We start from the raw sequence: 24,716 nt of genomic DNA on the forward strand, positions 1-24,716 counted from the left end.
ACCTTTGATGTAGAATCGTGTCGAGCCAATCATTTTAATTTCTCTCATTTTCCGACATTTATGGACACGTCGAACCATGACTCTGGTACGATTCTCTGGTCGAACAGCTCCTTAATTCCAGCCCATAAGGAGGGATTGCCCTATGTCTTCCCGCTTGCTGCTTGTCGAAGATGACGAATCGTTGCACCGGGGAATCGAATTTACTCTCCGCCAGGAAGGCTATGAAGTGACGGGCGCGCGCCGGATTCGGGAGGCCGAAGCCGCCGTGCAGGACGCCCGCTTCGACCTTATTATTCTCGACGTTCAATTGCCCGACGGCAGCGGCTTCGACTTCTGCAGCAGGCTTCGCACGAAGCACGACACCCCCGTGGTATTCCTGACGGCAAGCGACAGCGAGCTCGATATCGTGCGCGGCCTCGACCTCGGAGGCGACGACTACATCACCAAGCCGTTCCGGCTCCGCGAATTCCTCTCCCGCATCCAGGCGGTGCTGCGGCGCCACCGGGGACCGTCCCGCGGCGCTCACGGGGATGGAGCCGTCCAGGCCGGCGATCTCACGCTCTATCCGCAAGAGATGCGGCTCACCAAGCAAGGCAGCGAGATCTCCCTCAGCATGACCGAGTTCCGGCTGCTGTCGCTGCTGATGAATCACCCGCGCGCCGTTCTGTCCAAGGAGCAGATTCTGCAGCAGCTCTGGCAGGACGGCAGCGAATACATGGACGACAATACGATTGCTGTCAATGTCCGCCGCCTGCGCGAGAAGATCGAGGATACACCGAACCATCCGCAGAAAATCATAACGGTAAGGGGGGCAGGCTACAGGTGGAACGGATAAACGGAACGGGGCGAAGCTTCGGACGAAGATGGCGCAACCCCGGAATCCGCCGGCTGGTCGCCCTATGCATGGGCATGGCCGTTCTCCTTATCCTGCTGGCTTGGGCTTACGGGCAGTATGAGGGCGAGCGCCTGAAGCGCGAGTGGCTCGCCAGGGACGAGCGGTTGATCGGCTCGCTGGCCGCCGCCCATCCCGAGTTGGTCTCGGAGCTTCCCCGGCTGCTCGTCCGGGCGGAGCAGGACGACCCCGAGTTCCGCAAGCTCGGACAGCAGATCTCCTCGCGCTACGGCCTGAACGAGGCGACCGACGACGCCATCTTCCCTGTCGTCGAACGGTTCCGCGGAGAGCTCGGCCTTACGCTCGGCATTGGCCTCGGCTTGTTTATGCTTCTGCTGTCGCTGCTGCTTCTCCGGCTGTTCGACAATCCTTACCGGCATATCAATCGCCTGGCCGTCTCGCTGGAGAATTCGATCAAGCAGCATGCGCCCATGGACAAGCCCCTCTACGAAGACGGAGAGCTGGGGCTGCTCTCGCATTCCGTCCAGGAGCTCTCCATCCGGCTTCAGGAGACGATCGCCCAGCTTCGCCGGGAGAAGTCGCTGCTGAAGGACACCGTCGCGGACATCTCCCATCAGCTCAAGACGCCGCTCACCTCGCTCGCCATCTACGTGGAGCTGCTGCAAGACCCCCGCACAAGCGCCGAGGACGGCCGCGAGTTCCTTGAGACGTGCCGACGCGAGCTGGAGCGGATGGAGTGGCTTATTCTGACGCTGCTGAAGATCGCCCGGCTGGAGGCCGAGGCGCTGGAGCTCGCGCCGATTCGGGCGCCGCTGCAGGATACGATCGAGCTGGCGCTGGAACCGCTTCGCGGCATGGCCGAGCTGCGCCGGGTCGAGCTGCAGGTAGAGGAACCGGCGGAGGGAATCTCGCTCGCTCACGACCCCAGGTGGCTGTCGGAGGCGCTCGCGAATCTCATCAAGAACGCAATCGAGCACAGCCCGGTGGACGGTCGCGTCTCCATCCGGACGGAACGGACGCCGATGTTCGCCCATATCTCGGTGAGGGACCAAGGGGCGGGAATCGACGAGCAGCATCTCCCTCACATCTTCAAGAAGTTCTACCAGTCCTCCCCGGCCGGCAGCGGGGTCGGCCTCGGCCTGCCGCTCGCGAAGTCGATCGTGGAGAAGCACGAAGGCCATCTGTCCGCCTCCAGCCGGCCGGGCGAAGGAACCGCCTTCACCGTCACGCTGCCGTTGCACCGCCCAAGCTCCTCCGCCCCCTCCCTTACAGATCTGTAAGGCGGCGCGTCCTTCCGTGTAAGATAAGGCCGTTATACTTGACCTGTAGATTATACAGGGGAAGGATGAACGAACGATGAACAGCATCATCGAGATCGATAAACTAAGCAAGACCTACGGCAAGGACAGCACCAAGGTCGAAGCCCTCCGGGAGGTCGGATTCGACGTCGCCCAGGGGGAATTCGTCGCGATCGTCGGCTCCAGCGGCTCGGGCAAGAGCACCCTCCTGCACATGCTCGGGGGGCTCGACCATCCGACCTCGGGCACGGTGCGCATCGACGGGGAGAACCTCTACGCGCTGAAGGAACGGGAACGGGCGGTGTTCCGACGGCGGAAGATCGGGTTTATTTTCCAATCGTTTAATTTGATTCCCGTCCTGAACGTCGAAGAGAACATCGGACTGCCTCTGCTCCTCGATCACCGCCAGCCGGACAAGGAGTACGTCCGCGATCTGATCCGCACCCTCGGCCTCGAAGAACGCCGCAAGCATCTGCCGTCGGAGCTGTCCGGAGGCCAGCAGCAGCGGGTCGCCATCGGCCGCGCCCTCGCGTACCGACCGGCCATCGTACTCGCCGACGAACCGACCGGCAACCTCGACAGCGCCAACAGCCGCGAGGTGATGGAGCTTCTGAAGCTGGCCGTCCGGCAATACCACCAGACCGTCGTCGTCATCTCCCACGATATGAATATCGCCGCCGAGGCGGATCGCGTGCTGCGCATGCAGGACGGCCGTCTCGTCAGCGACACGCGCGGGGGGAATCGGGAATGAAGGGCTACAGCGCGCTCGCCGGGCGCTACCTGAAGCAGCAGCGCAAGCGTTCGGTTCTGACGGTGATCGGCATCATCCTGTCGGTGGCGCTCATCAGCGCAATCGGAACGATGGCGATGAGCATCAAGGACAATCTGTACAAGGAGGCGGTCTACGACAACGGCTCCTATCACTTCGGTTATGCCGAGACGGACAGCAAGCTGTATGACGAACTGACGAACAATGTGCTGGTCGACAAGGTTGGCGCCATGAAGCAGAGCGCGACGACACAGGTGCAGGATTCCGTCACGCTGACCCTCAAAGAAGTGAATAAAGACGCGCTCGAGCTGGCCCCTCTGCATCTGGCCGCCGGCCGGGCCCCGCAGTCCGAGGGCGAGATCATGCTCGAAGAGTGGATTCTCCCCTACCTTCCGGGAGAGCCCGAGCTCGGCGGAACGACGACGCTGAACGGCCCGGACGGCCAGCCTCGCACGTATACGGTTAGCGGACTGCTGAACAACTCGCGATCGAGCCAATTGAACTTCTCATCGAGCGTCATCGCCCTGCGCGACGATGTCGGCGCCTCCGCCGGGGAGCTGACCCTGCTCGTTACGCTGAGGCCCGGCGTCGACATCAGCGACCATATGCAGCAGTTCTCCAAGCTCGCGGAGGACACGTTCATGGCGAATCTTATGGTGCTCTCCTACATGGGCGAATCGCCGAACGACAACTTCAACCAGGTGATGGCCGTCATCTTCGGCACGCTGATCGGGCTCGTCGTCCTGTCGACCGCAGCCGTCATCTACAACATCTTCCACATCTCCGTGCTGGAGCGGATTCGCCAGTTCGGGCTGCTGCGAACGCTCGGCGCGACGCCGTCGCAGATTCGCGGACTCGTGTTCCGGGAGGCGTCGGTGCTGGCGGCGATCGGCATTCCGCTCGGGCTGCTGTGCGGCTGGGGCGTGCTCTGGCTCATCATCACGCTGATGGTCGAGGCCGGCTTCCGGGTGCTGTCGCTGGAGCAGTTCGAGCTGTCGTGGCGTCCGTGGGTTCTGATTGGCAGCGTGGGCGTCGGGCTTCTCTCGGTCTACCTGGCCGCATGGCTCCCGGCACGCAAGGCGGCCTCCGTCTCGCCGGTCGACGCGGTGCGCGGCGCGGGCAGCATCGTCCGGGAATCGTATCGCCGCTTCCGGCTGCCGTCCCCGCTTCAGGCGTTCGGCGTCGGCGGCAACATGGCCGCGAAGAACATTCGCCGCAACCGGAGCAAGTTCCGCATCACAAGCTTCTCCGTCATCATCAGCGTGACGCTCTTCATCGTGTTCCACTACTTCACGCAGGAGATGTTCACGCTCACCTCGAGCTCGAACGGCGAGGACCGGATTGCCTTCTCCGTGACGCGCTCCTATCAGGTCGAGTCGGAGGACAGGCAGGCGGAGGACTTCCTCACCGAGGCGCAGATCGAAGCGATCAAGGCAGTGCCGGGCGTGCACGGGGTGTACGGCCGATACGGCTCCTTCGGGCTCGAAGCGCTCGTGCCGAAGAAGATGGTCAACCAGGAATTCCTGGACATCTCGCAGATGCAATATGCGGAGATGACGGACGGAGGAGTCGCCTATTCCCGTGTGTACACCAGCCTGCTCAAGTACGATAACGCTCGCCTGAAGGAGGCTGCCTCGTATCTCGTGGACGGGACGGCCGACCCGGAGAAGCTGAAGGCGATGAACGGGGTTCTGCTCGTGCAAGCGGTGAAGCCCGAAGATCCGGACACGGGCAAAAAAACCATTCTGGATCTCACGAGCTACCAAGTCGGAGACAAGCTGCTTCTTGATCTGTCCGGAGGGGCGGAGGGAGACGGCGCTGCGGCCGCGAGCGAAGTGACCGTCGGCGGCATTCTGTCCGAAGCTCCGTTCGGCTACCTGTACGAGGCGAATTCCCTGCGGGTGATGGCCCCGATTGACGTATACGACGGCCTGGTCGGCGGGAACGAAGCGACCCGCCCCATCGATCTGGTTCGGGACGGCATCGACATCGCCATGGAAGACGGAGCGGACAGCGGTCCCGCGCGCGAAGCGCTGCGGAATCTGACGAACGAGACGAAGGGAGCCTATCTGGTCGACACGGCCGCCAGCCAGAAGGAGCAGCGCCAGTTCAACCTGCAGATGAAGATCTTCATCTACGGCTTCCTCGTCGTCATCGGCCTCATCGGAAGCTTGAATATCGTCAACACGGTCCAGACGAACCTGCTGCTCCGCCGCCGCGAGTTCGGGCTGCTGCAAGCGGTCGGAATGACCCTCGGACAGTTGAAAAGAATGGCGACGCTGGAAGGAGTGTGGTTCGGGCTGCTCGGAGCGTTCTGGGGGCTTGTTCTCGGGATCGGCATCAGCTACCTGCTGTTCGTCCAATTGACGAACCTGCAGGGCATGGCCTTCCGGTTCCCGTGGGGAGGCTCGCTCATCTGCTGCGCGGCCGCCTTCGCCGTCGGCCTGTTCTCCGTGCAGGGGCCGCTGCGCAGGCTCGCCAAGACGAACCTGATCGATTCGCTTCGGGAGGAGAACTAGAAGGCAGCTCCAGACCTAACGTTACCGTTCGATTCGTTGGTCCAGCGGGTCAACCCGAGTGCGCTTCGTTACGGAATGTCGGAATAGGACTTCGGAATAGGGAATCTGTCTGTCGCATGTACCCTCTACCATTCTAAAAAAGGGTGCCTTATCCCTGCTATTCAGGCTCGTATTTTCCAACAATTAGGATACTGACTAAAGGGGATAAGGCACCCATTGGCGAGAAGGGATAGGGACAATATCGGTCAGAGCGGCCATTCCTCGCAGGAGCCTCCTACCGGTCGGCCGTCGCCGCGGGACCGCACGAATCGCGCGACACCCACTCCGTCGGCAGGACGATGCGGCGATCCGCCTCGGAGCGGCTCCCCGGCTCCTCGGTAATCAGCCGGTCGAGCAGCGCCACCGCCGCGTAGCCCATTCCCGGCATGTCCTGCCGAATCGTCGTCAGCGCCGGACGGCCCGCCCGGGCGGCCTCGATGTCGTCGAAGCCGACGACGGAGATGTCGCCCGGCACGGACAGCCCCCGTTCGGCGGCCGCTTGCATCGCGCCGAGCGCGCTCAGGTCCGAGCAGCAGACGACCGCCGTCGGGCGCTCCACGAGCGCAAGCAGCCGCTGCATCGCTTCATAGCCGCTCGCCTGCGTGAAGTCGTCGCCGACAACGTATTCCGGACGCTCCGCGAGACCGTGATCCTCAAGCCCTTGGCGGAAGCCCCGCTTCCGCAGCTTCTCGACATAAGTGCCGGCCAGACCGGCGACATAAGCGATCCGCCGATGGCCCAGGGCATGCAGCCGCCCGACCGCCTCGCGGATCGCTTGTGCGTTGTCGCTCGTCACCATTCCGATCCGGCTGCCCTTGATGTCGAGATCGATGAACACCGCAGGCAGCTCCGCCTCCGCCAGCTCGGCGAAGCTCAGGTCGGTATCCTGGAGGCCGAACGCGAGCACGCCCTCCACATTGCGGGTCCGGCAATGGCGGACCAGGCTGTATTCCGGCCCGAGCCGGGCCTGGGAGAGATAGATCAGGTCATAGCCCTTCTCCCGAAGCGCCCGGTCGATCCCGCCGAGCAGGCTTGCGAAGAACGGGTGGGCCAGCCCCGTCGTCAGGAAGACGCCGAGCGTCATCGAACGCTGCCCGACGAGCGCCCGCGCCGCCGCGTTCGGCTCGTAGCGCAGCTCCCTGGCGATGCGGAGCACCTTCTCTCTCGTCTCCGCGTTCACGGAAGGGTATTCGTTAAGCGCCTTGGACACCGTCGACACCGATACCCCGGCCGCCCTCGCAATATCTCGTATGTTCGCCGCCACGTTCTCACCGCCCGACTGCCAGCTGGCCGCTTCGAGGGGTTGGTCCTCTTTGGCCGCGCGCCGACTTCATCATTGATTTAAAAATACCTCTATTGAGGAAGAATGGCAATCGGGAACCGTTAATTCCGTTCGTCGGTCTCCGGGCGGAACAGCCTGATGGATCGAAGGATGGAATAACATCAGGGCCGCGATCGATGCGGCTTTTTTCTTTTTAGCAACCTTTTAGTCTCGTTTAAGCTGATCTTTAGGTTCGGGGTTCATGATAGAGTCATCGCCAGCAAGAGAGGATGATTCGAATGAATGAATATAAAGATAACAGCCATACTACGAATACAACGAATACTTCGACAGACCATGCGACGGACCATGACACGGAATTGGAACAACGCCGGGAGCCCTTCACCGTCTACCGATACGACTCTTCGAACCGGGCGGCCATTCTCCGCTCTTCCTATGAAGAGGAACTGAACGCCTTCGCTCCTGCGGGAGGAACGGGAACAGGTTCCGGCGGCGGCAATGAAGACGGGAATCGAGGCGGCGAAGGCGGAGGCAGAGGCGGACGCCGGGATCGCGGCAAGAAGAGCTCGGTGCGTCCGATTCTCGCCTCCTTCCTGGCCGGTGCGCTCGTCGTTGGCGGGCTGAGCTTCATGTCGGACCGGCTGAACCTGTTCACCGGCGGCGCGAATGCCGTCGAATCGGCCGCATCGGGCAGCTCCTACTCCAGCTCAGCGGGCATCACAACAGCTTCGCTGAATGTCGACGAGAAGATCTCCACCGTCTTCGAGCAAGCCAACCCGGCGGTCGTGGAGATCGAGAATTACGGGATCGAGGACACGACGCAGGACTCGTGGCTGTTCGGCGGGCGCGGCGGCTTCATGGGCGGAGGCTCCAGACAACAGCAGCAGCAACAACAGCAGCAAAATTCCGAGCCGGTGCTGATGGGAACGGGAACCGGCTTCTTCTTCAACGAAGACGGGTACATCCTGACGAACGAACACGTCATCTCGGGCGCGACGGAATTGAAGGTGACGGTGCCCGGCTACGACGAGCCGCTGACGGCGACGGTTGTCGGCTCGGATGAAGACCTCGATCTGGCGGTAATCAAGGTGGAGAGCCCAGACGGCGCCGAGTTCCCGACGCTGGCAATCGGCGACTCCGACCAGACGGCGATCGGCGACTGGGTGATCGCGATCGGCAACCCGTACGGCCTCGACCACACGATGACGGTCGGCGTGCTGAGCGCGAAGGAACGTCCGATCACGATTACGGACGACGACGGCACCGAGCACAACTACGAGCATCTGCTGCAGACCGACGCTTCGATCAACCCCGGCAACTCCGGCGGTCCGCTGCTTAACGCGCAAGGCGAAGTCATCGGCGTGAACACGGCCGTGAATGCGGACGCCCAAGGCATCGGCTTCGCGATTCCGACCTCGACGATCACAAGCGCATTGACGGAACTGATGGCGGGAACCGGAACGAACGGCGCAGCGACAATCAAGTCGATGTAATCGGGCTTGAAGGAATTCCGCCCTTCTCCGGCGAATACAATTGGGTATCGCATTCCGGCCGCCTCTGCTCCACGCGAGGCGGCCGATTCCCATTCGATGGCATTGGAGGAGTTGGCATGGGCTTGCTCAGCGGACTGTTAGGCAATTATTCGGAGGTGGCGCTGCCGGAGCTGCAGCGTCAGTACGGCGTTTATCTCGTGCCGGGAGAAGAGATCAGGCTTGGCTTCAAGCTGATCCGGGACGCCTTCATCCTCACGGACGACCGTCTCATTCTTATCGATCACCAAGGAGTTACGGGGAAGAAAACACGGGTCGCCTCCATCCACCTCAATTCGATCTATGAAGTGACGATGGAGACGGCGGGCATGGGCTTCGAGGACAGCGAGATAACGATCCACTACATCACTTCTCCGTATCATAAGGCGAATTCGGTCAGCACCTCGTCCTACAAGTTCGAGTTCGGCAAGAAATTCAACGTGCAGCCGATCTACACCACGCTGATGGGCATCGCGGCCGAGAATTCCAAGCGTCTGAATTCGTAGAAGAGATGAGGCAGACCGGCCATAATCCACCGGTGCGGGTTCGCGCAGATAAGCCTGCCTGCGAACCCTCTGCCGAGCCCGCAGTTGCCAACGACGCCACTCTCAATTATAATAAGCATAAAGTTTAAGCGCTTTAACTTTTGTGAAACGTCTCGTAGTCGCAGGCGGCGAGGGTTGCACATAACGTTGCGGGCTTTGGACGGATATTTACGTGCATAGCTGACGGGGGCCCGGTGCCTCGCGCAATGGATGTGGTTTTTAGCATAAAAGTGGGAATGTGTCTCGTAAAAATTTTTTTGCAGATAATGTTTAAGCGCTTTAACTTTAGTGACTGATTACCGGGGGGTGTCGTCCATGAAGGCAAGTATTTTCGATGTTGCCAGGAAGTCCGGGTTGTCTGTCGTGACGGTGTCGAGGGTCATCAACAATGCCGCCTCCGTTCGTCCGGCGAACCGCGAGAAGGTGCTGCGGGCGATGCGGGAGCTCGATTATCAACCGAACGCCTCCGCGCGGAGTCTTGCCAAGGGCAGGACCGGCGTGATCGGCCTCACGCTGACGACGCTGCACGATTCGTTCTTCGATGCGGTCGTCAAGGAGGCGAATGAACGGCTGGCGGAGCGCGGCTACTTGCTGTCGCTGTCGATCGCAACCGGCTACAACGATTCGTTCCATCACCCTCTCTTCCAGGAGGACCGCGTGGACGGCATTCTGCTGCTGTCTCCCATCGATGAAGACGAATACGTAACGGAGCTCAGGAGGAAAAACATCCCGTTCGTCCTGATCGACAACTCCGAGAGCCATTCGTCGGTTCCGTCGGTTGTCGTGGACAACTTCAAAGGGGGCTGCGAGGCGACCAGGCATCTGATCGGGCTTGGCCACACGAGCATCGCGCACATCGGCGGCACCGGCAGCTTCCTTAGCAGCCGGGAGCGCGAGCGCGGCTTCCTCTTCGCCATGGAGGAGGCCGGTCTTGCGCCGCATTCGGTCGAGCGGGGCGAGTTCGAGATCTCGTCGGGGTATCGGATCGCGAAGCGCTGGATCGAATCCGGCACCCTTCCGTCCGCGGTGTTCGCGGCGGACGATTACATCGCGCTCGGCGTTCTCGATGCCTGCAAGAACGAGGGCATCCGCGTGCCGCGCGACCTGTCGATCGTCGGCTTCGACGATCAGCATCTCGCGGCCGAGTTCCGTCCGGCGCTGACGACGGTCCGCCAGCCGGCGGGCGAGATTGCCGCAGCCGCGGTCGACCTGCTGCTCGGAATCATGGCCGAGCCGGCGAAGCCCGGCACTGTCGTTCAGATCGAGCCGAAGCTGATCGTTCGGGAATCGACGGCGGCTGTGGAATCGGGCAAGACAATCAAGAAGCGGACAACCAAGGAGCAGGAGGAACGAACATGAACTACTATCTGGGGGTCGACGGCGGCGGCAGCAAGACGTATGCGCTGATCGTCGACGAGGCGGGCAAGGTGGCGGGCAAAGGCCACAGCGGCAATGGCAATCATCAGCTCGGTCTCGAGACTGCGAGACGGAGCATTCGCGAGGCGGTCGAGATGGCTCTCGACCGGGCGAGCCTGACGAAGGAACAAATTACGTTCGCCTACTTCGGCCTGTCCGGGGCGGATCGGGAGGCGGATTACCGCATTCTGCGGCCGATGATCGGGGAGCTCGGCTTCCCCCGCTGCGCAATCAACTGCGACACCGTGACCGCGTTGCGGGCGGGAACGGATCGGCCCTACGGCGTCGTGCTCCTCTGCGGCACGGGCACGAACAGCGCGGGGGTGAATCCCGCCGGTACCTTCTTCCAATGCGGGGGGTTCTCCTATGCCTATGGGGACTTCGGCGGCGGCGGCGAGCTGTGCATCGAGGCGTTCCGCTCGGTCATCCGCTCCTGGGACGGACGCGAGCAGCCGACGGCGCTGACGGAGCTCGTCTTGAACGATCTGGGCTATGACAGCGTCGAGGCGATGTACAACGATTATCTCGATCATGAGAAGGTGCCGCCGCTCCGGCTCACGAAGCTGCTCTTCGAGGCGGCGGAGCAGGGCGATGCCGTCGCGATCAGCATTCTGGAGCGCCAGGGCGTCGAGCTCGGCAAGTCCGCAACGGCCATTATCAAGCGGCTCGGCATGGAGCAAGACGAGTTCGACGTCGTGTTGGCCGGCAGCGTCATCGTACGCGGCAAGGGAGAATATATTCGCTCGAAGGTCGAGCAAGCGGTAAGGGCCGCCGCCCCGAAGGCGCGGCTCGCGAAGCTGACCGTCGAGCCGGTCGTCGGGGCCGTGTGGCTGGCCGTGGAGGCAACCGGAATCCGGCTGCCGAAGCCGATCTACGACGGTCTGCGCTCCGTGTCGGATTATTCTCTATTGTAGGCTTTTGCGTCACAGTCGTTTTTTTCCAAGGAGATGAATGCGCATGACCTCGAATAAGAAGCTCAAAATCGCCATCATCGGCGGGGGATCGTCGTATACGCCGGAGATCGTCGAAGGCTTCATCCGGCACTATGCGGAACTGCCCATCGGCGAGCTGTGGCTGGTGGACATCGAACAGGGCAAGCACAAGCTGGACATTGTCGGCGAGCTGGCGAAGCGGATGGTCGCGAAGTCGGGGCTGCCGATCGACGTTCATCTGACGCTCGACCGCCGGGCGGCGATCAAGGATGCCGACTTCGTCTCGACACAGATGCGCGTCGGCCTGCTCGAAGCCCGCAAGTGGGACGAACACATTCCGAATCTGCACGGCGTCATTGGCCAGGAGACGACGGGGCCGGGGGGCATGATGAAGGCGCTTCGCACGATTCCGGTGCTGCTCGACATCTGCAAGGACATCGAGGAGCTCGCCCCGAACGCGTGGCTGCTCAACTTCACGAACCCCGCAGGCATGGTGACCGAGGCGATCTCGCGCCACTCCAAGGTGAAGAGCGTCGGGCTGTGCAATGCGCCGATCGGGCTGCACAAGTGGCTTATGAACAAGTACCAGGTCGAGAACCGCCGGATTTATACCGAGTTCGTCGGCCTGAATCACCTGCACTGGGTGACGCGCATCGAGATCGACGGCGACGACAAGCTGGCGGAGCTGCTCGACAAGCGCGAGGAGTATTCGGGCAAGAATGTCCCCGCCACCGAGTGGGACCCCGAATTCCTGCGCACGCTGGGTGGCTTCCCCTCCTATTACCTGAAGTACTTCTACATGCCGGACGCGATGCTCGAGGAGCAGCTATCCTCGCTGAAGGCGGGCGGCACCCGCGCGGAGGTTGTGAAGCGGGTCGAGGACGAGCTGTTCGAGCTGTACAAGGACCCGAATCTGGAGGAGAAGCCGAAGCAGCTCGAGCAGCGCGGCGGCGCGTACTATTCCGAAGCGGCCGTCAACCTGATGGTGTCGCTTCATAACGACAAACGCGACATCCAGACGCTGAACGTGCCGAACGGCCGCGTGCTGGACTTCCTCCCGGAGGACGCCGCGATCGAGGTCAACTGCGTGGTCACGGGCCAAGGTCCTCTCCCGCTTCCGGTCACGAAGGTGCCCGAGAACGCGAAGGGGCTGATCGCCGCCGTCAAGACGTACGAACGCCTGACGATCGAAGCCGCGATCACCGGCGACCGCGGCATCGCGCTCCAAGCGCTGGCCGCCCACCCGCTCGTGCCTTCCGTTCGCGTCGCGAAGCTGCTGTTGGAAGAGATGTTGGAGAAGAACCGGCCTTATTTGCCTCGGTTTTTTTGAGGAGTTGGGGATAAGCCCGTGATCGGTGCTTGGCGACAAGCTCAGGTTACGGGCTTATTGGCGCGCTCTGTGTGTCGTCCGTACTTCAATACGCATAAATCCACGCATTAACGATTGACGCGCATAAATCATACGCATTAAAATAAGAATAGAAGGAGGGGAGCAATTGGGGAAACAGCGAACGGTGCGTGAGGTTATCAGGGATCTGAAGAAAGCTGGCTTTATTGAATCACCTCATCATGGACATGGCACGAGTCATAGAAGATATGTCCACCGGACAGACCCTACAAGATATGCTGATATCAGTATACATAGTATGGGAGATGTACTTGCCAAAGGAACACTGAGAAGCATCGAGCGCCAATCCGGGGTTGAGTTGTAACCCCGGTTCCTCGGCCCTCCTCCCCATACGGTTCAATCCACGCTCTCTTATGACGGGAGCGTGGATTGAAACACTCAGCACCGATGCCATATGACCTTTGTAGGAAGTCGCATCCTAACGGGTGCGTGGATTGAAATTTATCGCTCTCCTTGCGGGAGCGTGAGGAGCGTGAGGGAGATTGACAACCCATTATATCTACCCGCTCGTGGTTGAGAAGGCCGACAGCAATCTGAGCATGTATTTTCCCGACTTTCCGGGTACTGCAATAAGTTCAGTTGAACTGATTAATGGACTGACTCGTGCAAAGGAATTGCTGGCCGTCCGTGTTATGGAACTGGAGGAACAGGGAGCCCCCCTCCCCCCCCATCGGAGCCGGACAACATTGAGTTATTTGATATCAACGACCGGATTGTGTTCGTGGAGGTCTTTATGCCTCCTTACAGGGATGCGGCTGCGAACAAGGCTGTCACGAAAAATTGCACCTTGCCTAAGTGGCTTCGGGATGCAGGAGATCAGGCAGGAGTAAACTACTCCTTGATCTTGCAAAACGGCCTGAAAGAAGCGCTGGGGATTACCAGACCCGAGCACAGGGATTCCGTCGAAAACCCGCATTGACGAACAGCCCGCTTAGCTATTGTGCTAAGCGGGCTGTTGCTTTTGATCGTCTCAACCTCATAATCGGGCAGAGCATTCTTGGGAAAGCAAGAACGCTCAAACAGGTTCTTACGCAGTTGATCCCCTATAAAACCATGGAACGATCCTACTATTCTGAAGTATACTAATTGATAAAGATTATCAAAATCAATTAATGTATTCCGACCGCGGAGAAAGGGGGCCATCCGTCTTGGAGACGAATATAAACGAGATAACCGAATGCTTCTACCGAGCGAATGTCTCGTTCGCCGGCGTGTTCATCGAAGACAGCCGTTCCGGGAGAACCCCCATCAACCGCAGAACGAATGCGTTCTGCTGCGGCTTCCTGGTGCCCTTCCACGGCAAGTTCTCTCTGGAGCTGGATGGGGTGCCCTACGAGATGCAGCCTGGCACGATCGTGCACGCCGGTCCCGACATGCGGGTGAAGATCGACAGCGCCGACCCGACGAAGCCGTGGCGGTTCGCGGTTGTTCATTATTGGGTTCCGCCCCATGAGGGGGAAGATTACCCGCTGGCTCACCGCCACTTCCCGATCGCGATGAACGAGAATGCGAAGATTCCGGACCTGATTCATCAGTTGTTCGAATTGCAGTCGGCTCCAGGCGCCGCGGCGCACTTCCGGGGCAAGCTGCTGTTCACCAATCTGCTAGGGGAATTCATCGAATCCGCAGAGCGGCGGCTGCCGAATACCGAGGTGATCTTGATCGAGCAGGTCATGGAGTTCATCCGCCAGAAGCACGCGGAGCCGCTGTCGATCGCGCAGATCGCCGAGCACTTCAAGATGGACCGGCGCAAGCTGGCGGCCTCGTTCGAACGGCATGTGGGCCTAAGCCCGAGCAGCTATATGATCGAATGCCGGCTGCTCAAGGCGAAGGAGCTCCTGCATACGTGCGACTGCTCGATCAAGCAGATCGCCGAATGCGTCGGCTACATGGACAATTTGTACTTCAGCAAGGCCTTCAAGAAGAAGACCGGCTGCTCGCCGTCCGAATTCCGGCAGAGAAGCGGCACGACAGGCTAGCGCGGCGCAGTGTTCGACTGCGGCTCCCGGCTCTCGGACAATATTCCATATCGGGTTCGCTTGATAATCCATTTCCCAACGGAAGAGAGCTTGATACACTGGATAAAACTTAGTTAGTTGCGCGCCTAACTGTCATTCCTACCCTGAAGGAGCCTTAACGATATGTACAGATTATTCCGCCTCACCCTTCCGCTGCTGCTGGCCGCTCTGTTGCTGGCCGCATGCGGGGACAATTCCGCGAACAACAACGCGAACTCCGCAAGCGAGAGTCCGGGCGCCGCAGCCTCGGAAGCAAGCGAATCGGCCTCCCCAGCCTCTTCCCCATCGGATGCCGCAGCCTCGGAAGCCGTATGGCCGCTCGTCTACACCGATTCCCAAGGCAATGAAGCGGTGCTCGAGAAGCAGCCCGAGCGCATCGTGTCGGTTTTCCACGCTATGTACCCGGATTACCTCTACTCGCTCGGCATCTATCCGATCGGCGTCGCCTCTTCCGATGCTCTGCTGAGCCAATGGGATGCCTATGAATCGTTCGTGACCGAACACTCCGTTGTCGATATCGGAGCTCCCAACGACCCGAACCTGGAGAAGATCCTGGAGCTGAAGCCGGACCTCATTCTCGGATATGCCGGCAACGCGGAGCAATACGAATCCTTGTCCAAGATCGCGCCGACGATCCTTCTCGACTACGCGAGCATTAACCAGGACTGGAGGTTCGGCGTGAACGAGTTCGCCAAGATTCTCGGGAAGGAGGACCAAGCGAGCATCGTTATCGACCGGACGGAGCAAGCCGTCAAGGATGCGGCCGCCAAGCTTGCGGACTTCCGGAGCAAGAACGAGACCGTGATGTTCATCTCCGCCGTGGACAAGACGATCTGGCCGTATACCGTCGAACAGCTTCAGACGATCTACAGCAGCGAATCCGGCCTTGGCCTGAAGGCTCCGGAAGGCTATGAGAAGGTCACCGACCGCTCGACGGCGCTTGCTCTGGAGGCATTGGTGGAGTACAACCCGGATCATCTCTTCCTGATGACGGATTACGGCGATGACGCGACCCAGCAATGGCTGGATGGGCTCAAGAACGATAAAGTATGGTCCTCCATCTCCGCCGTCAAGAACGGCAACCTCTATATGACGGACCGCTCCATCTTCGCCTTTAACGCTCCTATCGCGACGCAATACGGCGTTAACCTTGTGGCCGGCCGACTGACCGACTAATCGACTAATCGACTTTTCAACTTTTCAACTGACCAAGCAACAGCCAACACGAATAGCTGCGCCAAACAAGCGGGGATCGCCGAGAGGCTCAGATCCCTGCTTGTTCGCCTTGTTGTCCTCAGGTTTGCCTTGGAGCCTTGAGGCCGAGGCCTGAGAGAATTGCCCGTTATCATAGCCCGGTCGACATCCAGTCGCGGTGCTTGCGGCGATATTCCTGCGGCGTCATGTGGACGGACCTCTTAAACATGCGGGTAAAATAGTTCGGATCGACGTAGCCGAGAGAATCGGCGATCTCCGATATGCGCTCGTCCGAGCCGGCCAGCCGCCGCATGGCGAGCGTTGCCTTCAGCCGGTGGGCGTACTGCAGCGGCGGCATGCCGAACTCGCGCAAGAACAGCTTGCGCAGATGGGACTCGCTCGTTCGAGCCGCTTCGGAGAGCTCCGCCGCCGACAGGAACGCATCCGGTCGGCTTGTCATCCGCGCGATCGCCTCGCGCACGCGGACATCGACGCTTCCGTCGGACGACAGCGATTCGCGGGCTTCGGCCGTGCCGGACGCCATCAGGCCGAGGAGACGCAGCAGCCCGGCCTGCAGCAACAGCGGCTTGCCGGCGGAGTCTTCCGCCGCTTCGTTCGCCAGCAGGTCGCGCAGCACAGTCGCGAGGGGCGCGGTCGCGCCGGCATATCGAAGCGGGAAGCGCAGCGACGCCGGCCAACGGCCGGCGAACGCAGCTTCAAAGTTCAGGCTCACGATGCGCTGCGTCGCCGCGGCTGCCCGGCACGTCAACTTCGTGCCGGGTGCGAGGAACAGCACATCGCCGACAGCGGCGCGAATCGGCGCGGCATCGTTCGCCGACAGCACGATCTCGCCGTCATCCATCTGCCAGACGACGGCATTGTCCATCGTGCGGCCGTCGATATGCCAGGTGTGCGGCAAGTCGTACATCTGAATGTGCAGATAGCGAAGCTGCATCGCTTCGGTGATACGGCCAGTCAGGGGCAGCATGGCGCAAGCCTCCTCGTTCGAACGGCCGCTGACGGGAAGCCGACCGGATCGCAGGCTTCTCTGTCGGCAGCCCTCGTTAGTCTGCCGGAACCGTGCCGATGATCCCGTCGTTCAGATGATACCGGTCGACGCCGCGCACCAGATAGGTCCGGATACGACTCTTGTCGCCGTTCCAGTCGTCCATCTTGAATGTCACCTCGGGCGTGGTGTAGCGAATGGAGAAGGCTACTCTCGGAATCTCGGACAGGTTCGCCTTCGAGCCGTGGAACGTCGCCTCATTAAAGTAGACGACCTGCCCGGGGGTCATCTCCATATCGACCGCCTTCGATTCATCGATCCGCTCCTCGCCGATGCCCTGCTCGAACGCGCTCGATTCGTCGCCGATCCGAACATGCTCGACCCGCTCCAGATGCGTTCCCGGGATCAGCCGCAGACAGCCGTTCTCCGTCAATGAATAGCCGAGCGTTACCCAAGCGGTGGCGTTGACGGCCGGTTCCATTGGCCAATAGTTGATATCCTGATGCCAAGGAATAAACTTCGGGTTGCCCGGCTCCTTATACCAGAAGTGCATCGCCCACAGCACCACATCGTCGCCGAGAATCTGCGCGATCGGATCGACGATCGCCGGATGGGCAGCCAGATCGTACGCCCACCGATAACGCTGATGCCAAGCCGACAGATTCGCTTGGGTCGGTCCCGGCTCGAACGGCGACATGCCAAGCGTCTCGAAGAACAACTGGTTATACTTGTTCGCTTCGGCCAGCGTCAACGCTTGGACCGGACCGCAGAAGCCGTCTTTCTTGAACTGTTCGAGCGAGAAGGGCGAACCTTGCGCAATCATTGTGCCTTCCTCCTTCGGATAACCCGAATAGAATGATCTTGCTATAGGTAGCATAGAACGCCGTCCTCTCGAATCATATGGGGCAAAACGACGTTTATCCGCACAAAACACGCAAGACAGCGCACCTTCTCCTTCTCCTTGCCTCCTTCTCCCTACCCCTTCAAGCCGGAACTGGCAATCCCTTCGACGAACCAGCGCTGGCCGATGACGACGACGATCAGCAGCGGGATAAAGCTTGATACCGACGCCGCCATCGTCATCACATAGTTGGTGCCCATCTCCTCTACATAGGTGGTCAACCCGAGCGGAATCGTGAACAGTTCCCGGCTGCGAAGGAAGATAAGGGGGCCTTCGTACTCGTTCCAGTGCCAGTTGAAGGTAATGATCATGAGCGTAACCAGCGCCGGCTTCGTTAGCGGCAGGGCGATCTGCCAGAACATTCGCCAGAAGCCGGCTCCATCGACACGGGCCGCCTCGAGCAGCTCGTTCGGCAACGTGCTGAAGAACTGGCGCAGCAGGAACGTGCCGAAGACGGTGAACATGCCGGGCAGAATCAACGACCAGTGCGTGTTAATCAGCCTCATATGATCGAACAGGATAAACCGGGGCAGCAGCAGCACCTGCCCTGGAATCATCATCGTGGACAAGTAGAGCAGGAACAGGAACTCCCGCCCCTTGAAGCGAAGCTTGGCGAACGCGAACCCGGCCATCGCGCTGGTCAGCAGATTGCCGATAACGGTGATGCTTGTAATTTTCATAGAGTTCAAGTAGTAGATGCCGAAGGCGTTCGGGCCCGTCCACACCTTCTTGTAATTGTCCCAATGCCACGTCTTGGGAATCCATTCGATGGGATACCTGAACACCTCGGCATTGATCTTGAACGAGGTCGACAGCATCCACAGGAACGGGATCATCATCAGGACGGCGAAAGCCGCGAGAATGACAGTAACGGCGATCTTGACTGCGATCCGAAGTCCGGGTTGCTTGCGAACCGGAATCCGGGTCGTCGGAATGGCCTCTGCGGCTGGTTGCATGATCGGATTCCTCCTGCTTAGAAGTGATTTTGCCAACGTCTCTGTCCCTGCCACTGAACGATCGTCACGACGAAGATAATGGCGAACAGCACCCAGGACATGGCTGCAGCATAGCCCATCTTGTAGAAGCGGAAGGCTTCCAGATAGATGTGATACGAGAGCACCATCGTCGAATCGATCGGCCCGCCTTGAGTCATGATGGCCACAGGCGCGAATACCTGGAACGACCAGATCAACTGCGTGATCAGGATGAGGAACGTCGTCGGCGACAGCATCGGAACCGTAATCTGCAGGAGCTGGCGCAGCTTGGACGCCCCATCGATGTCGGCGGCTTCGTACAGGTCCTTGGAGATGCCCTGCAAGCCGGCCAGGTAGATGATCATCGTATAGCCGATTGTCATCCAGACGGACATGATGATAATCGCATACAGCGCCGATTGCGGACTGGACAGCCAGCCGGGCGGATGCGCGATTCCGATGCTCTTCAAGAAGGCATTGATCGGACCCGAGCTGGCGTTGTACATGATGCTCCAGATAACGGACACTGCGGCAAGACTGGCCATATACGGGAGGAAAATAATTGTTCGAAGAGTATTCCGCATGTACACGTACTTGTTCAACAGAACGGCCAGCAGCAAGCCGATGATCATGGAGGCCGGCACGCTGATCGCGGTGAAGACGACGTTGTTCTTCAGCGAATGGAGGAACTTCGGATCGTTGCCGAGTTCGCGGAAGTTGTCGAGCCCTACCCAGCGAATGCCGGCGAATCCCTTCAAGTACTCCCAATCGACGAACACGAGATAGAGGCTGAACAGGATAGGAGTCAGGACAAAGACGACATAACCCGCAAAATTGGGCAGGATAAACAGATAGCCGGCCGCTTGCTCGCGAACGCGGGAATTGCGCCATCGTTTCATAGGCAGTCTCCTTTGAGGCGGTTTCTATCCTTAATGTAACAAGAGCGGCCCGGTCGGCAGAATGGATGCTTCTTGACGGTTTCTGCATTATTCTTGAGAACTTGAGAACTTGGGAACTTGAGAAATGCGGCAAGCCTCCGGCATTGCCCGCAGGGGCATCGCCGGAGGCTTGCGGTATCCGAGCTATTTCTTGGCGCTGGCGATCGTCTCGTCGCCGCGCTTCTTGAGCGCAGCCGTCGCAGCGTCGATCGATTGGGCACCGAGCAGGTACTTCTCCATCTCTTCCGTGTAGACCTGGTGCAGCTCCGTCGGGGCGGGAACGTTGTAGGAGGTCGGGAATACATAATCGCCGGACAACGCTGCCTGCAGCGAGGCTTGATCGATCAGATCGCCGGCGTCGCCAATGAGCATCTCGGCGATCTTCGCCTGGTCGGCCTGCTTGTTGGTCGGAATCCGGCCGCCGGGCACCATCGCCATATTGCCTTCCTTCAGATACCAGTCCATGAATTGGATGGCGGCATCCTTGTTCGGGCTGTTCTTGTTGATCGACATGAAGTCGCCCATGCCGCCCCCGATGTTGACATTGCCGCCTTCCGTCAACTGCGGAACCGGCGCGAACACGATCTGGAAGTCATGCGGATAGTTCGTCGTATCCTTGATGTAACGGAGCATGTAGATCTGGGAGACGACCATCGCCGCCTTGCCCGTGAGCAGCGCATCCTGGTTGGTCAGCTTGTTCGCCACCGCTTCGGCCCGCGACAACTGTGCGCCGGAGGATTCCAAATCCTTCTGCAATTCGAGCCCTTGCTTCAATGCGGGACTATCGAAGTTGGACGTGCCGTCGTCTTTGATATAGGAATCCAGCGGCTTCTCTTCCGCGAGAAGGTGCTCGCCGTAGTTGTTCAGCGCGGCATCCATCGCCGTCCCCTTCATATCGCCCGTCGTCAGCTTCTTCGCCAGCGCGGCGAATTGATCCCATGTCCACGCTTCCGGCACCTGCTCCCCTGCAGCCTCGAGAGCCGTCTTGTTGATTAACGTGGCGCCGATGTTCCGATTGGCCGGAAGGTAATAGTAGTGGCCGTCCGGGAACTTCTTGATGTTATCGACCCCGATGATGCCGTCCACGTCGAAGCCGACTTGGGCAATCAGGTCGTCAAGCGGCTCGATCATGCCGGCCTCGACTCGTTTGGTCACGTTAAAGTCGCTGTAGGACATGAAGACATCGGGAGCGTCCTGGTTCGACAGCAGCGCCGTCTCCAGCTTCAGATTGCCCGCGTCATCGTTAACGAAGCGCGTATATTGAACTTGAATGTCCGGGTGCAGCTTGTTCCAGTTATCCACCGCTTCTTGCGGGCCGCTCTCCGGAGGCACTCCGCCCCAGAATTGCAGCGTGATCGCCTTGCCCGAGCCGCCCGATGCCGATGGGGCCGATGAGGCCGTTTGGCCGTCTCCATCGTTCGATCCGCCGCAGCCGCCGAGTATCATCGATGCGGCGAGAACGGCGCCGATTGCGGTTGCTGTCGTCCGTTTCATGCATTCATCCCCTTTTATTGATATCCGCAACCCTTCGCAGGTAGCAGCACCTCCATCTTAGGCGGAATCGGAGGGCGATGAGAACGGCGTCATCTTGGCGAAATCTGCATGATTCTTTGCAGTTAAGACTTGCCCAGCACGGACTTGCGGAACTCCGTCGGGTACATGCCTTCCAATTGTTTGAAACTTCTGGAGAAATGATTCGGGTCCGCATAGCCCACCTTCTCGGATACCTCGTAAATCTTGATCTCCGGATTCTTGAGCAGCTCGCGCGCCTTCTTCATCCGCATCCGGGTCAACATGTCAGTGATCGTCTCGCCGGTCTCCTTCTTGAACAGAATGCTGAGGTAGTTCTCCGTAAAACCGACTTCGGCGGCGAGATCCGATACTTTAAGCGGAAGATGCAACCGTTCCGAGATGGCTCGGACGACGGTCCGCACCTCGCTGCGCCACTTCTGCTTGCCGCGTTCGCGTTTATAAGCCAGGAACACCGGAATCCATCCCAGGAACCAGTCGCGAATCTCTGCAAGAGTCTCGGCCTGACGGATGACATTATGCGGATATCGTCCGTCATGCAGCGTTACGGCATAGATGTCGGCGCCTTCGGCCTTGAGCGAACGAGCGAACAGATCGGTCAGGCGGAGCCAGATCCGCCGCACCTCGGAGGGACGCAGATGGCGTCTCGTCGACAGCTCGTCCGTCCACTCTGTCAAGAGCGACCGCATGCCCGGCTCGTCGAAGGCTTCAATAAGCCGTTCCCACTGCTCTTCCTCCCATGGCTCGGACGGCATGTCTTCGTACGCCGGCATGTCGGACCTTGCCGCCCAATGTTCAGTCTCTTCCGCATAGAAAAGATGGTGGAGAGCCGTTCGCGCTTCCTCGTATGCCCCATGCAACGTATATACACTGTGCTGCGGCCGCGAGACGCCGAAGATGAGCGACAGTTGCAGGAAGGTGCCTACCGCATGCCGCATCTCTTCAAGCATGGCAGCGATATTCGGCCGTTCGCTCACGAAGGCGAATCGTCCGTCATCCAACGCGGTCATCTCGCTGCCGCCATACTTCTTCAGCAGCTCCGACAAGACGTTGCTGACGGTAAATTGAAGCAATCGTTCGCTCTGGAACCGATTGCGGGCCAGCAGCCGCTCGTAGTCCCTGATCTGCGCCAGCGCAACAGTGATGCCTGACCGGAACGGCGCGATGCCGAACTCGGTCTGCCATTCCTCCGTCTCCCGCTTCGTCGCCGGACGGAGCAGCAGCTCGCGCAGCCGCTTCTCCTTGACCTCGCTGCCGTAGCGGACAGCCTTCGTCGCCAACTCCGTCGCCTCATGCCGCTTCTGCCGATCGCTCAGCAACTGGTCCCGTACTTGACGCAGCTTGCGAAGCAGCTCGTCCGTCTCGATCTCCAGCTTCACGATGTATTCCACGGCTCCGAGCCGCAGTGCCCGTTGTACGTATGCGAAGTCGCTGTGGTTGGACAAGATGAAGGTCTTCGTGTCCGGCCAGCGGCGATTGATCTGCTCCAGAAGCTCAAGACCGTCCATGTCGGGCATCCGGATGTCGGTGAGCACAATGTCGACTTGCGTCTGCTCCAGAATAGCAAGCGCTTCGAGACCGCTCGCCACTTCTCCGACAACCTCGAATTCGTCGCCGCTCATCGGCAGGATCGTCTTGAGGCCGATGCGAACCAGAATCTCATCATCAACGATCAGCAACCGGATCATCCGGAGCCACCTTCCTTCGATAGGGGATTATCACAGTCACAAGGGTGCCTTGGCCTTCCGTGCTGCGAATGCGGATACCGCTGGAGGCGCCGAACGTGAGCTGAATCCGGTCATTCACGTTCCGCATTCCAATGCCGCTGAACTTGGCATGCGGTTGATTCATCTGCTCGCTGACGAAACGAATCGTCTCCTCGCTCATCCCTTCGCCGTCGTCTTGAACGTCAATATGCAGCATCCCGTTCTTGTCTCTTCTTGCATCGACCGCAATTCGCAACGGGAATTGCTTGCCGTGGATGATGCTATTCTCGATAATCGGCTGCAGCGTGAACTTGACGATCTCGGCATCCATCAGGTCGTCCGGAACGTTGATCGCAATAGAGATGCGGTCGTGATAACGAATCTCCTGCAACGCCATATACACTTGCAAGTAATTCAATTCATCGCGCAGCGTCACGATCTCCTCTTGCTGGCGCATCGTATAGTTGAGCAGCTTGCCAAGCTTGGTCAGCATATCGCTCACATGCTTCGCGCCGGAGAGGATGGCCATCCACTTAATCGAGTTCATCGTATTGAGCAAGAAGTGCGGATTGATCTGAGCCTGCAATGCCTGGAATTGCGCCTTCTGTTTATGCATCTGTTCCTCCGACAGATGGGTGACGAGCTCCTGCAGCCGCTTGGTCATCTTGTTGAAGTTGCGTCCGAGCATCGCCATCTCGTCTCTGCCGCGAATCGTTACTTCCGTCTGCAGCTCGCCCTTGCCGACCAGATTCATCGACTTGACCAATCGCTTGATCGGTCTCGTGAACTGGAAGGTCAGGCCAATGAAGGCAACGGCGAAGAGCGAGAACCAGAACAGAACCCACAACGTCGACTTATTGCGCTCCCGGCTTAGCTGGGAAGCGAACTCGCGTTGATCGACGAATTGGACAAGCGACCAGCCTGTGACCGGCAGAGTAACCGAGTTGACCATGTAGGGCTCGCCGCCGATCGCGGCGTGCACGTTGCCGCGCGCGTCGACTCGGCTGTCGGCAAGCGCGGCATCGCCGTGCTGCAGCATCCCGGCATCGCCCAGCAGGGGCTTCCCGTTGCCGTCTGCCAGCATCATATAGATCCCCTGAGAGGCCTGCTCCTCCAACTCCGCATCGCTGTAGAAGAAGGTGCCGACGGGAAGGCCGATCCACATGGTGCCGTCGCCGTTCTGTCGATAGCCGTTGAGCAGGCGGGTCATCACCAGAAGCGGTTCGTCCGCAGCCTCGGGCAGGCGGACGGGGACCATCCAGTTGGGCAAGCCTTGAAGCTGAATCGTCCGGTCGAACCATTGTTCCTGCCGAAGAGTCGCGTAATCGGTCTTGGTCGTATGCGCCCACGTGGAATGGGTATAGCCTCGGAAGTCGTATAGTGCCACATACGCGCTGCCGCCGGGTAGAATCTGGCTGATATTGTCCAGCTTATTCAACAATAGAGTGTAGTTGTAATAGGACTCGTATTCTTCCGTCCAATTCGTGTTGTCGCGCAGGAACTTCGAGATCTCAATGTCGTTCACGATCCAGTTCGATCCTCTGAGCACACTGGCAAGCAGATCGTTCATCGAGGCCGCCTTGCGTTCAACCGCGGTCTGATTGGACTGATACAACTGGTTCTCCAATATGCTTTGCGTGGAAGAGTAGAACCGGTACACAATGACGACTACAGGCACGATGATGAACAGGATAAGCGAGACGATAATTTTGCCGCGCAGGGAGACGAACCAACTCTTCGGCATCGGACAGCCCCTTTCCGGAAGGCAGCGTGTGGAAGTTGACAAGGCAGACAGGAAGAACAGGAAGGACGGGCGGAATTTGTCCCCTAATAGTAGACGAATAGCGGACGTATCCGCA

The 24,716-nt window shown here is 59.7% G+C and carries 20 protein-coding genes; 12 read left to right on the forward strand and 8 right to left on the reverse strand.

The features are described from left to right. Positions 1–142: 142 nt before the first annotated feature. From E6C55_RS17050 to E6C55_RS17065, 4 genes are all read left to right on the forward strand, one after another. Positions 143–835, forward strand: coding sequence for a response regulator transcription factor (locus E6C55_RS17050; protein WP_136371022.1), 693 nt, complete (start codon positions 143–145; stop codon positions 833–835). Continuing rightward, positions 823–2,133, forward strand: coding sequence for a sensor histidine kinase (locus E6C55_RS17055; protein ID WP_136371023.1), 1,311 nt, complete (start codon positions 823–825; stop codon positions 2,131–2,133). Before E6C55_RS17050 ends, E6C55_RS17055 begins: the two co-directional genes overlap by 13 nt. A 76-nt stretch (positions 2,134–2,209) precedes the next feature. Then, positions 2,210–2,902, forward strand: a complete 693-nt coding sequence (locus E6C55_RS17060; protein WP_136371024.1) for an ABC transporter ATP-binding protein — start codon at positions 2,210–2,212, stop codon at positions 2,900–2,902. Next, positions 2,899–5,439, forward strand: coding sequence for an ABC transporter permease (locus E6C55_RS17065; RefSeq protein ID WP_136371025.1), 2,541 nt, complete (start codon positions 2,899–2,901; stop codon positions 5,437–5,439). The genes E6C55_RS17060 and E6C55_RS17065 overlap by 4 nt, the downstream gene beginning before the upstream one ends. Before the next feature lie 274 nt (positions 5,440–5,713). Here E6C55_RS17065 and E6C55_RS17070 read toward each other — a convergent pair whose 3' ends face one another. Continuing rightward, positions 5,714–6,742: a LacI family DNA-binding transcriptional regulator gene (locus tag E6C55_RS17070; RefSeq protein WP_136371026.1), complete on the reverse strand. Its 1,029-nt coding sequence runs from the start codon at positions 6,740–6,742 to the stop codon at positions 5,714–5,716. A 296-nt stretch (positions 6,743–7,038) separates the two neighbouring features. On the opposite strand from E6C55_RS17070, the gene E6C55_RS17075 reads away from it, so the two are divergent. The 8 genes from E6C55_RS17075 to E6C55_RS17115 all read left to right on the forward strand — a co-directional run bounded on the left by E6C55_RS17075 (position 7,039) and on the right by E6C55_RS17115 (position 15,784). Beyond that, entirely contained in the window at positions 7,039–8,253 is a 1,215-nt protein-coding gene (locus E6C55_RS17075) for a S1C family serine protease (RefSeq protein WP_136371027.1), read from the forward strand. Between the two features lie 116 nt (positions 8,254–8,369). Then, positions 8,370–8,795, forward strand: coding sequence for a PH domain-containing protein (locus tag E6C55_RS17080; RefSeq protein WP_136371028.1), 426 nt, complete (start codon positions 8,370–8,372; stop codon positions 8,793–8,795). A gap of 354 nt (positions 8,796–9,149) precedes the next feature. Next, positions 9,150–10,193, forward strand: coding sequence for a LacI family DNA-binding transcriptional regulator (locus E6C55_RS17085; RefSeq protein WP_136371029.1), 1,044 nt, complete (start codon positions 9,150–9,152; stop codon positions 10,191–10,193). After that, positions 10,190–11,164, forward strand: a complete 975-nt coding sequence (locus E6C55_RS17090; RefSeq protein WP_136371030.1) for an N-acetylglucosamine kinase — start codon at positions 10,190–10,192, stop codon at positions 11,162–11,164. Before E6C55_RS17085 ends, E6C55_RS17090 begins: the two co-directional genes overlap by 4 nt. Before the next feature lie 43 nt (positions 11,165–11,207). Continuing rightward, complete coding sequence (locus E6C55_RS17095; protein ID WP_136371031.1) at positions 11,208–12,512, forward strand: 6-phospho-beta-glucosidase; 1,305 nt, start codon at positions 11,208–11,210, stop codon at positions 12,510–12,512. Positions 12,513–12,696: 184 nt separating this feature from the next. Continuing rightward, the gene (locus E6C55_RS17100; protein WP_230986727.1) at positions 12,697–12,894 is read left to right on the forward strand and encodes a type II toxin-antitoxin system HicA family toxin; all 198 of its coding nucleotides are present in this window, start codon (positions 12,697–12,699) and stop codon (positions 12,892–12,894) included. Between the two features lie 844 nt (positions 12,895–13,738). Next, on the forward strand, positions 13,739–14,569 hold the full coding sequence (locus E6C55_RS17110) for a helix-turn-helix domain-containing protein (protein ID WP_168735703.1): 831 nt from the start codon (positions 13,739–13,741) through the stop codon (positions 14,567–14,569). A gap of 162 nt (positions 14,570–14,731) precedes the next feature. Beyond that, positions 14,732–15,784 carry an iron-siderophore ABC transporter substrate-binding protein gene (locus E6C55_RS17115; RefSeq protein ID WP_136371034.1) on the forward strand — a complete coding sequence of 351 codons (1,053 nt, stop codon included), beginning with the start codon at positions 14,732–14,734 and terminating at the stop codon, positions 15,782–15,784. Between the two features lie 169 nt (positions 15,785–15,953). On the opposite strand, the gene E6C55_RS17120 is transcribed toward E6C55_RS17115, so the two are convergent. The 7 genes from E6C55_RS17120 to E6C55_RS17150 all read right to left on the reverse strand — a co-directional run bounded on the left by E6C55_RS17120 (position 15,954) and on the right by E6C55_RS17150 (position 24,601). Continuing rightward, positions 15,954–16,790, reverse strand: coding sequence for a helix-turn-helix transcriptional regulator (locus E6C55_RS17120; RefSeq protein ID WP_136371035.1), 837 nt, complete (start codon positions 16,788–16,790; stop codon positions 15,954–15,956). A gap of 76 nt (positions 16,791–16,866) precedes the next feature. Beyond that, complete coding sequence (locus E6C55_RS17125) at positions 16,867–17,631, reverse strand: phytanoyl-CoA dioxygenase family protein (protein WP_168735704.1); 765 nt, start codon at positions 17,629–17,631, stop codon at positions 16,867–16,869. 152 nt (positions 17,632–17,783) lie between these two features. Further along, the gene (locus E6C55_RS17130; RefSeq protein WP_136371037.1) at positions 17,784–18,665 is read right to left on the reverse strand and encodes a carbohydrate ABC transporter permease; all 882 of its coding nucleotides are present in this window, start codon (positions 18,663–18,665) and stop codon (positions 17,784–17,786) included. Positions 18,666–18,682: 17 nt separating this feature from the next. Then, positions 18,683–19,582 carry a carbohydrate ABC transporter permease gene (locus tag E6C55_RS17135; RefSeq protein WP_136371038.1) on the reverse strand — a complete coding sequence of 300 codons (900 nt, stop codon included), beginning with the start codon at positions 19,580–19,582 and terminating at the stop codon, positions 18,683–18,685. Positions 19,583–19,765: 183 nt separating this feature from the next. Further along, positions 19,766–21,115: an ABC transporter substrate-binding protein gene (locus E6C55_RS17140; RefSeq protein ID WP_136371039.1), complete on the reverse strand. Its 1,350-nt coding sequence runs from the start codon at positions 21,113–21,115 to the stop codon at positions 19,766–19,768. A 122-nt stretch (positions 21,116–21,237) separates the two neighbouring features. After that, complete coding sequence (locus E6C55_RS17145) at positions 21,238–22,839, reverse strand: response regulator (protein ID WP_136371040.1); 1,602 nt, start codon at positions 22,837–22,839, stop codon at positions 21,238–21,240. Continuing rightward, positions 22,817–24,601, reverse strand: a complete 1,785-nt coding sequence (locus E6C55_RS17150; RefSeq protein WP_136371041.1) for a cache domain-containing sensor histidine kinase — start codon at positions 24,599–24,601, stop codon at positions 22,817–22,819. The genes E6C55_RS17145 and E6C55_RS17150 overlap by 23 nt, the downstream gene beginning before the upstream one ends. Positions 24,602–24,716 lie beyond the last annotated feature (115 nt).

The sequence above is a fragment of the Cohnella fermenti genome, from assembly GCF_004801405.1.
In the GTDB taxonomy this organism is placed as follows: Bacteria; Bacillota; Bacilli; order Paenibacillales; family Paenibacillaceae; genus Cohnella; species Cohnella fermenti.

Coding starts and splice junctions, on each gene's coding strand:
- E6C55_RS17125 (WP_168735704.1), bottom strand. CDS start 17,631: ATGATTGCGCAAGGTTCGCCCTTCTCGCTCGAACAGTTCAAGAAAGAC.
- E6C55_RS17135 (WP_136371038.1), bottom strand. CDS start 19,582: ATGAAACGATGGCGCAATTCCCGCGTTCGCGAGCAAGCGGCCGGCTAT.
- E6C55_RS17060 (WP_136371024.1), top strand. CDS start 2,210: ATGAACAGCATCATCGAGATCGATAAACTAAGCAAGACCTACGGCAAG.
- E6C55_RS17090 (WP_136371030.1), top strand. CDS start 10,190: ATGAACTACTATCTGGGGGTCGACGGCGGCGGCAGCAAGACGTATGCG.
- E6C55_RS17130 (WP_136371037.1), bottom strand. CDS start 18,665: ATGCAACCAGCCGCAGAGGCCATTCCGACGACCCGGATTCCGGTTCGC.
- E6C55_RS17120 (WP_136371035.1), bottom strand. CDS start 16,790: ATGCTGCCCCTGACTGGCCGTATCACCGAAGCGATGCAGCTTCGCTAT.
- E6C55_RS17075 (WP_136371027.1), top strand. CDS start 7,039: ATGAATGAATATAAAGATAACAGCCATACTACGAATACAACGAATACT.
- E6C55_RS17095 (WP_136371031.1), top strand. CDS start 11,208: ATGACCTCGAATAAGAAGCTCAAAATCGCCATCATCGGCGGGGGATCG.
- E6C55_RS17140 (WP_136371039.1), bottom strand. CDS start 21,115: ATGAAACGGACGACAGCAACCGCAATCGGCGCCGTTCTCGCCGCATCG.
- E6C55_RS17145 (WP_136371040.1), bottom strand. CDS start 22,839: ATGATCCGGTTGCTGATCGTTGATGATGAGATTCTGGTTCGCATCGGC.
- E6C55_RS17065 (WP_136371025.1), top strand. CDS start 2,899: ATGAAGGGCTACAGCGCGCTCGCCGGGCGCTACCTGAAGCAGCAGCGC.
- E6C55_RS17050 (WP_136371022.1), top strand. CDS start 143: ATGTCTTCCCGCTTGCTGCTTGTCGAAGATGACGAATCGTTGCACCGG.
- E6C55_RS17115 (WP_136371034.1), top strand. CDS start 14,732: ATGTACAGATTATTCCGCCTCACCCTTCCGCTGCTGCTGGCCGCTCTG.
- E6C55_RS17085 (WP_136371029.1), top strand. CDS start 9,150: ATGAAGGCAAGTATTTTCGATGTTGCCAGGAAGTCCGGGTTGTCTGTC.
- E6C55_RS17150 (WP_136371041.1), bottom strand. CDS start 24,601: ATGCCGAAGAGTTGGTTCGTCTCCCTGCGCGGCAAAATTATCGTCTCG.
- E6C55_RS17080 (WP_136371028.1), top strand. CDS start 8,370: ATGGGCTTGCTCAGCGGACTGTTAGGCAATTATTCGGAGGTGGCGCTG.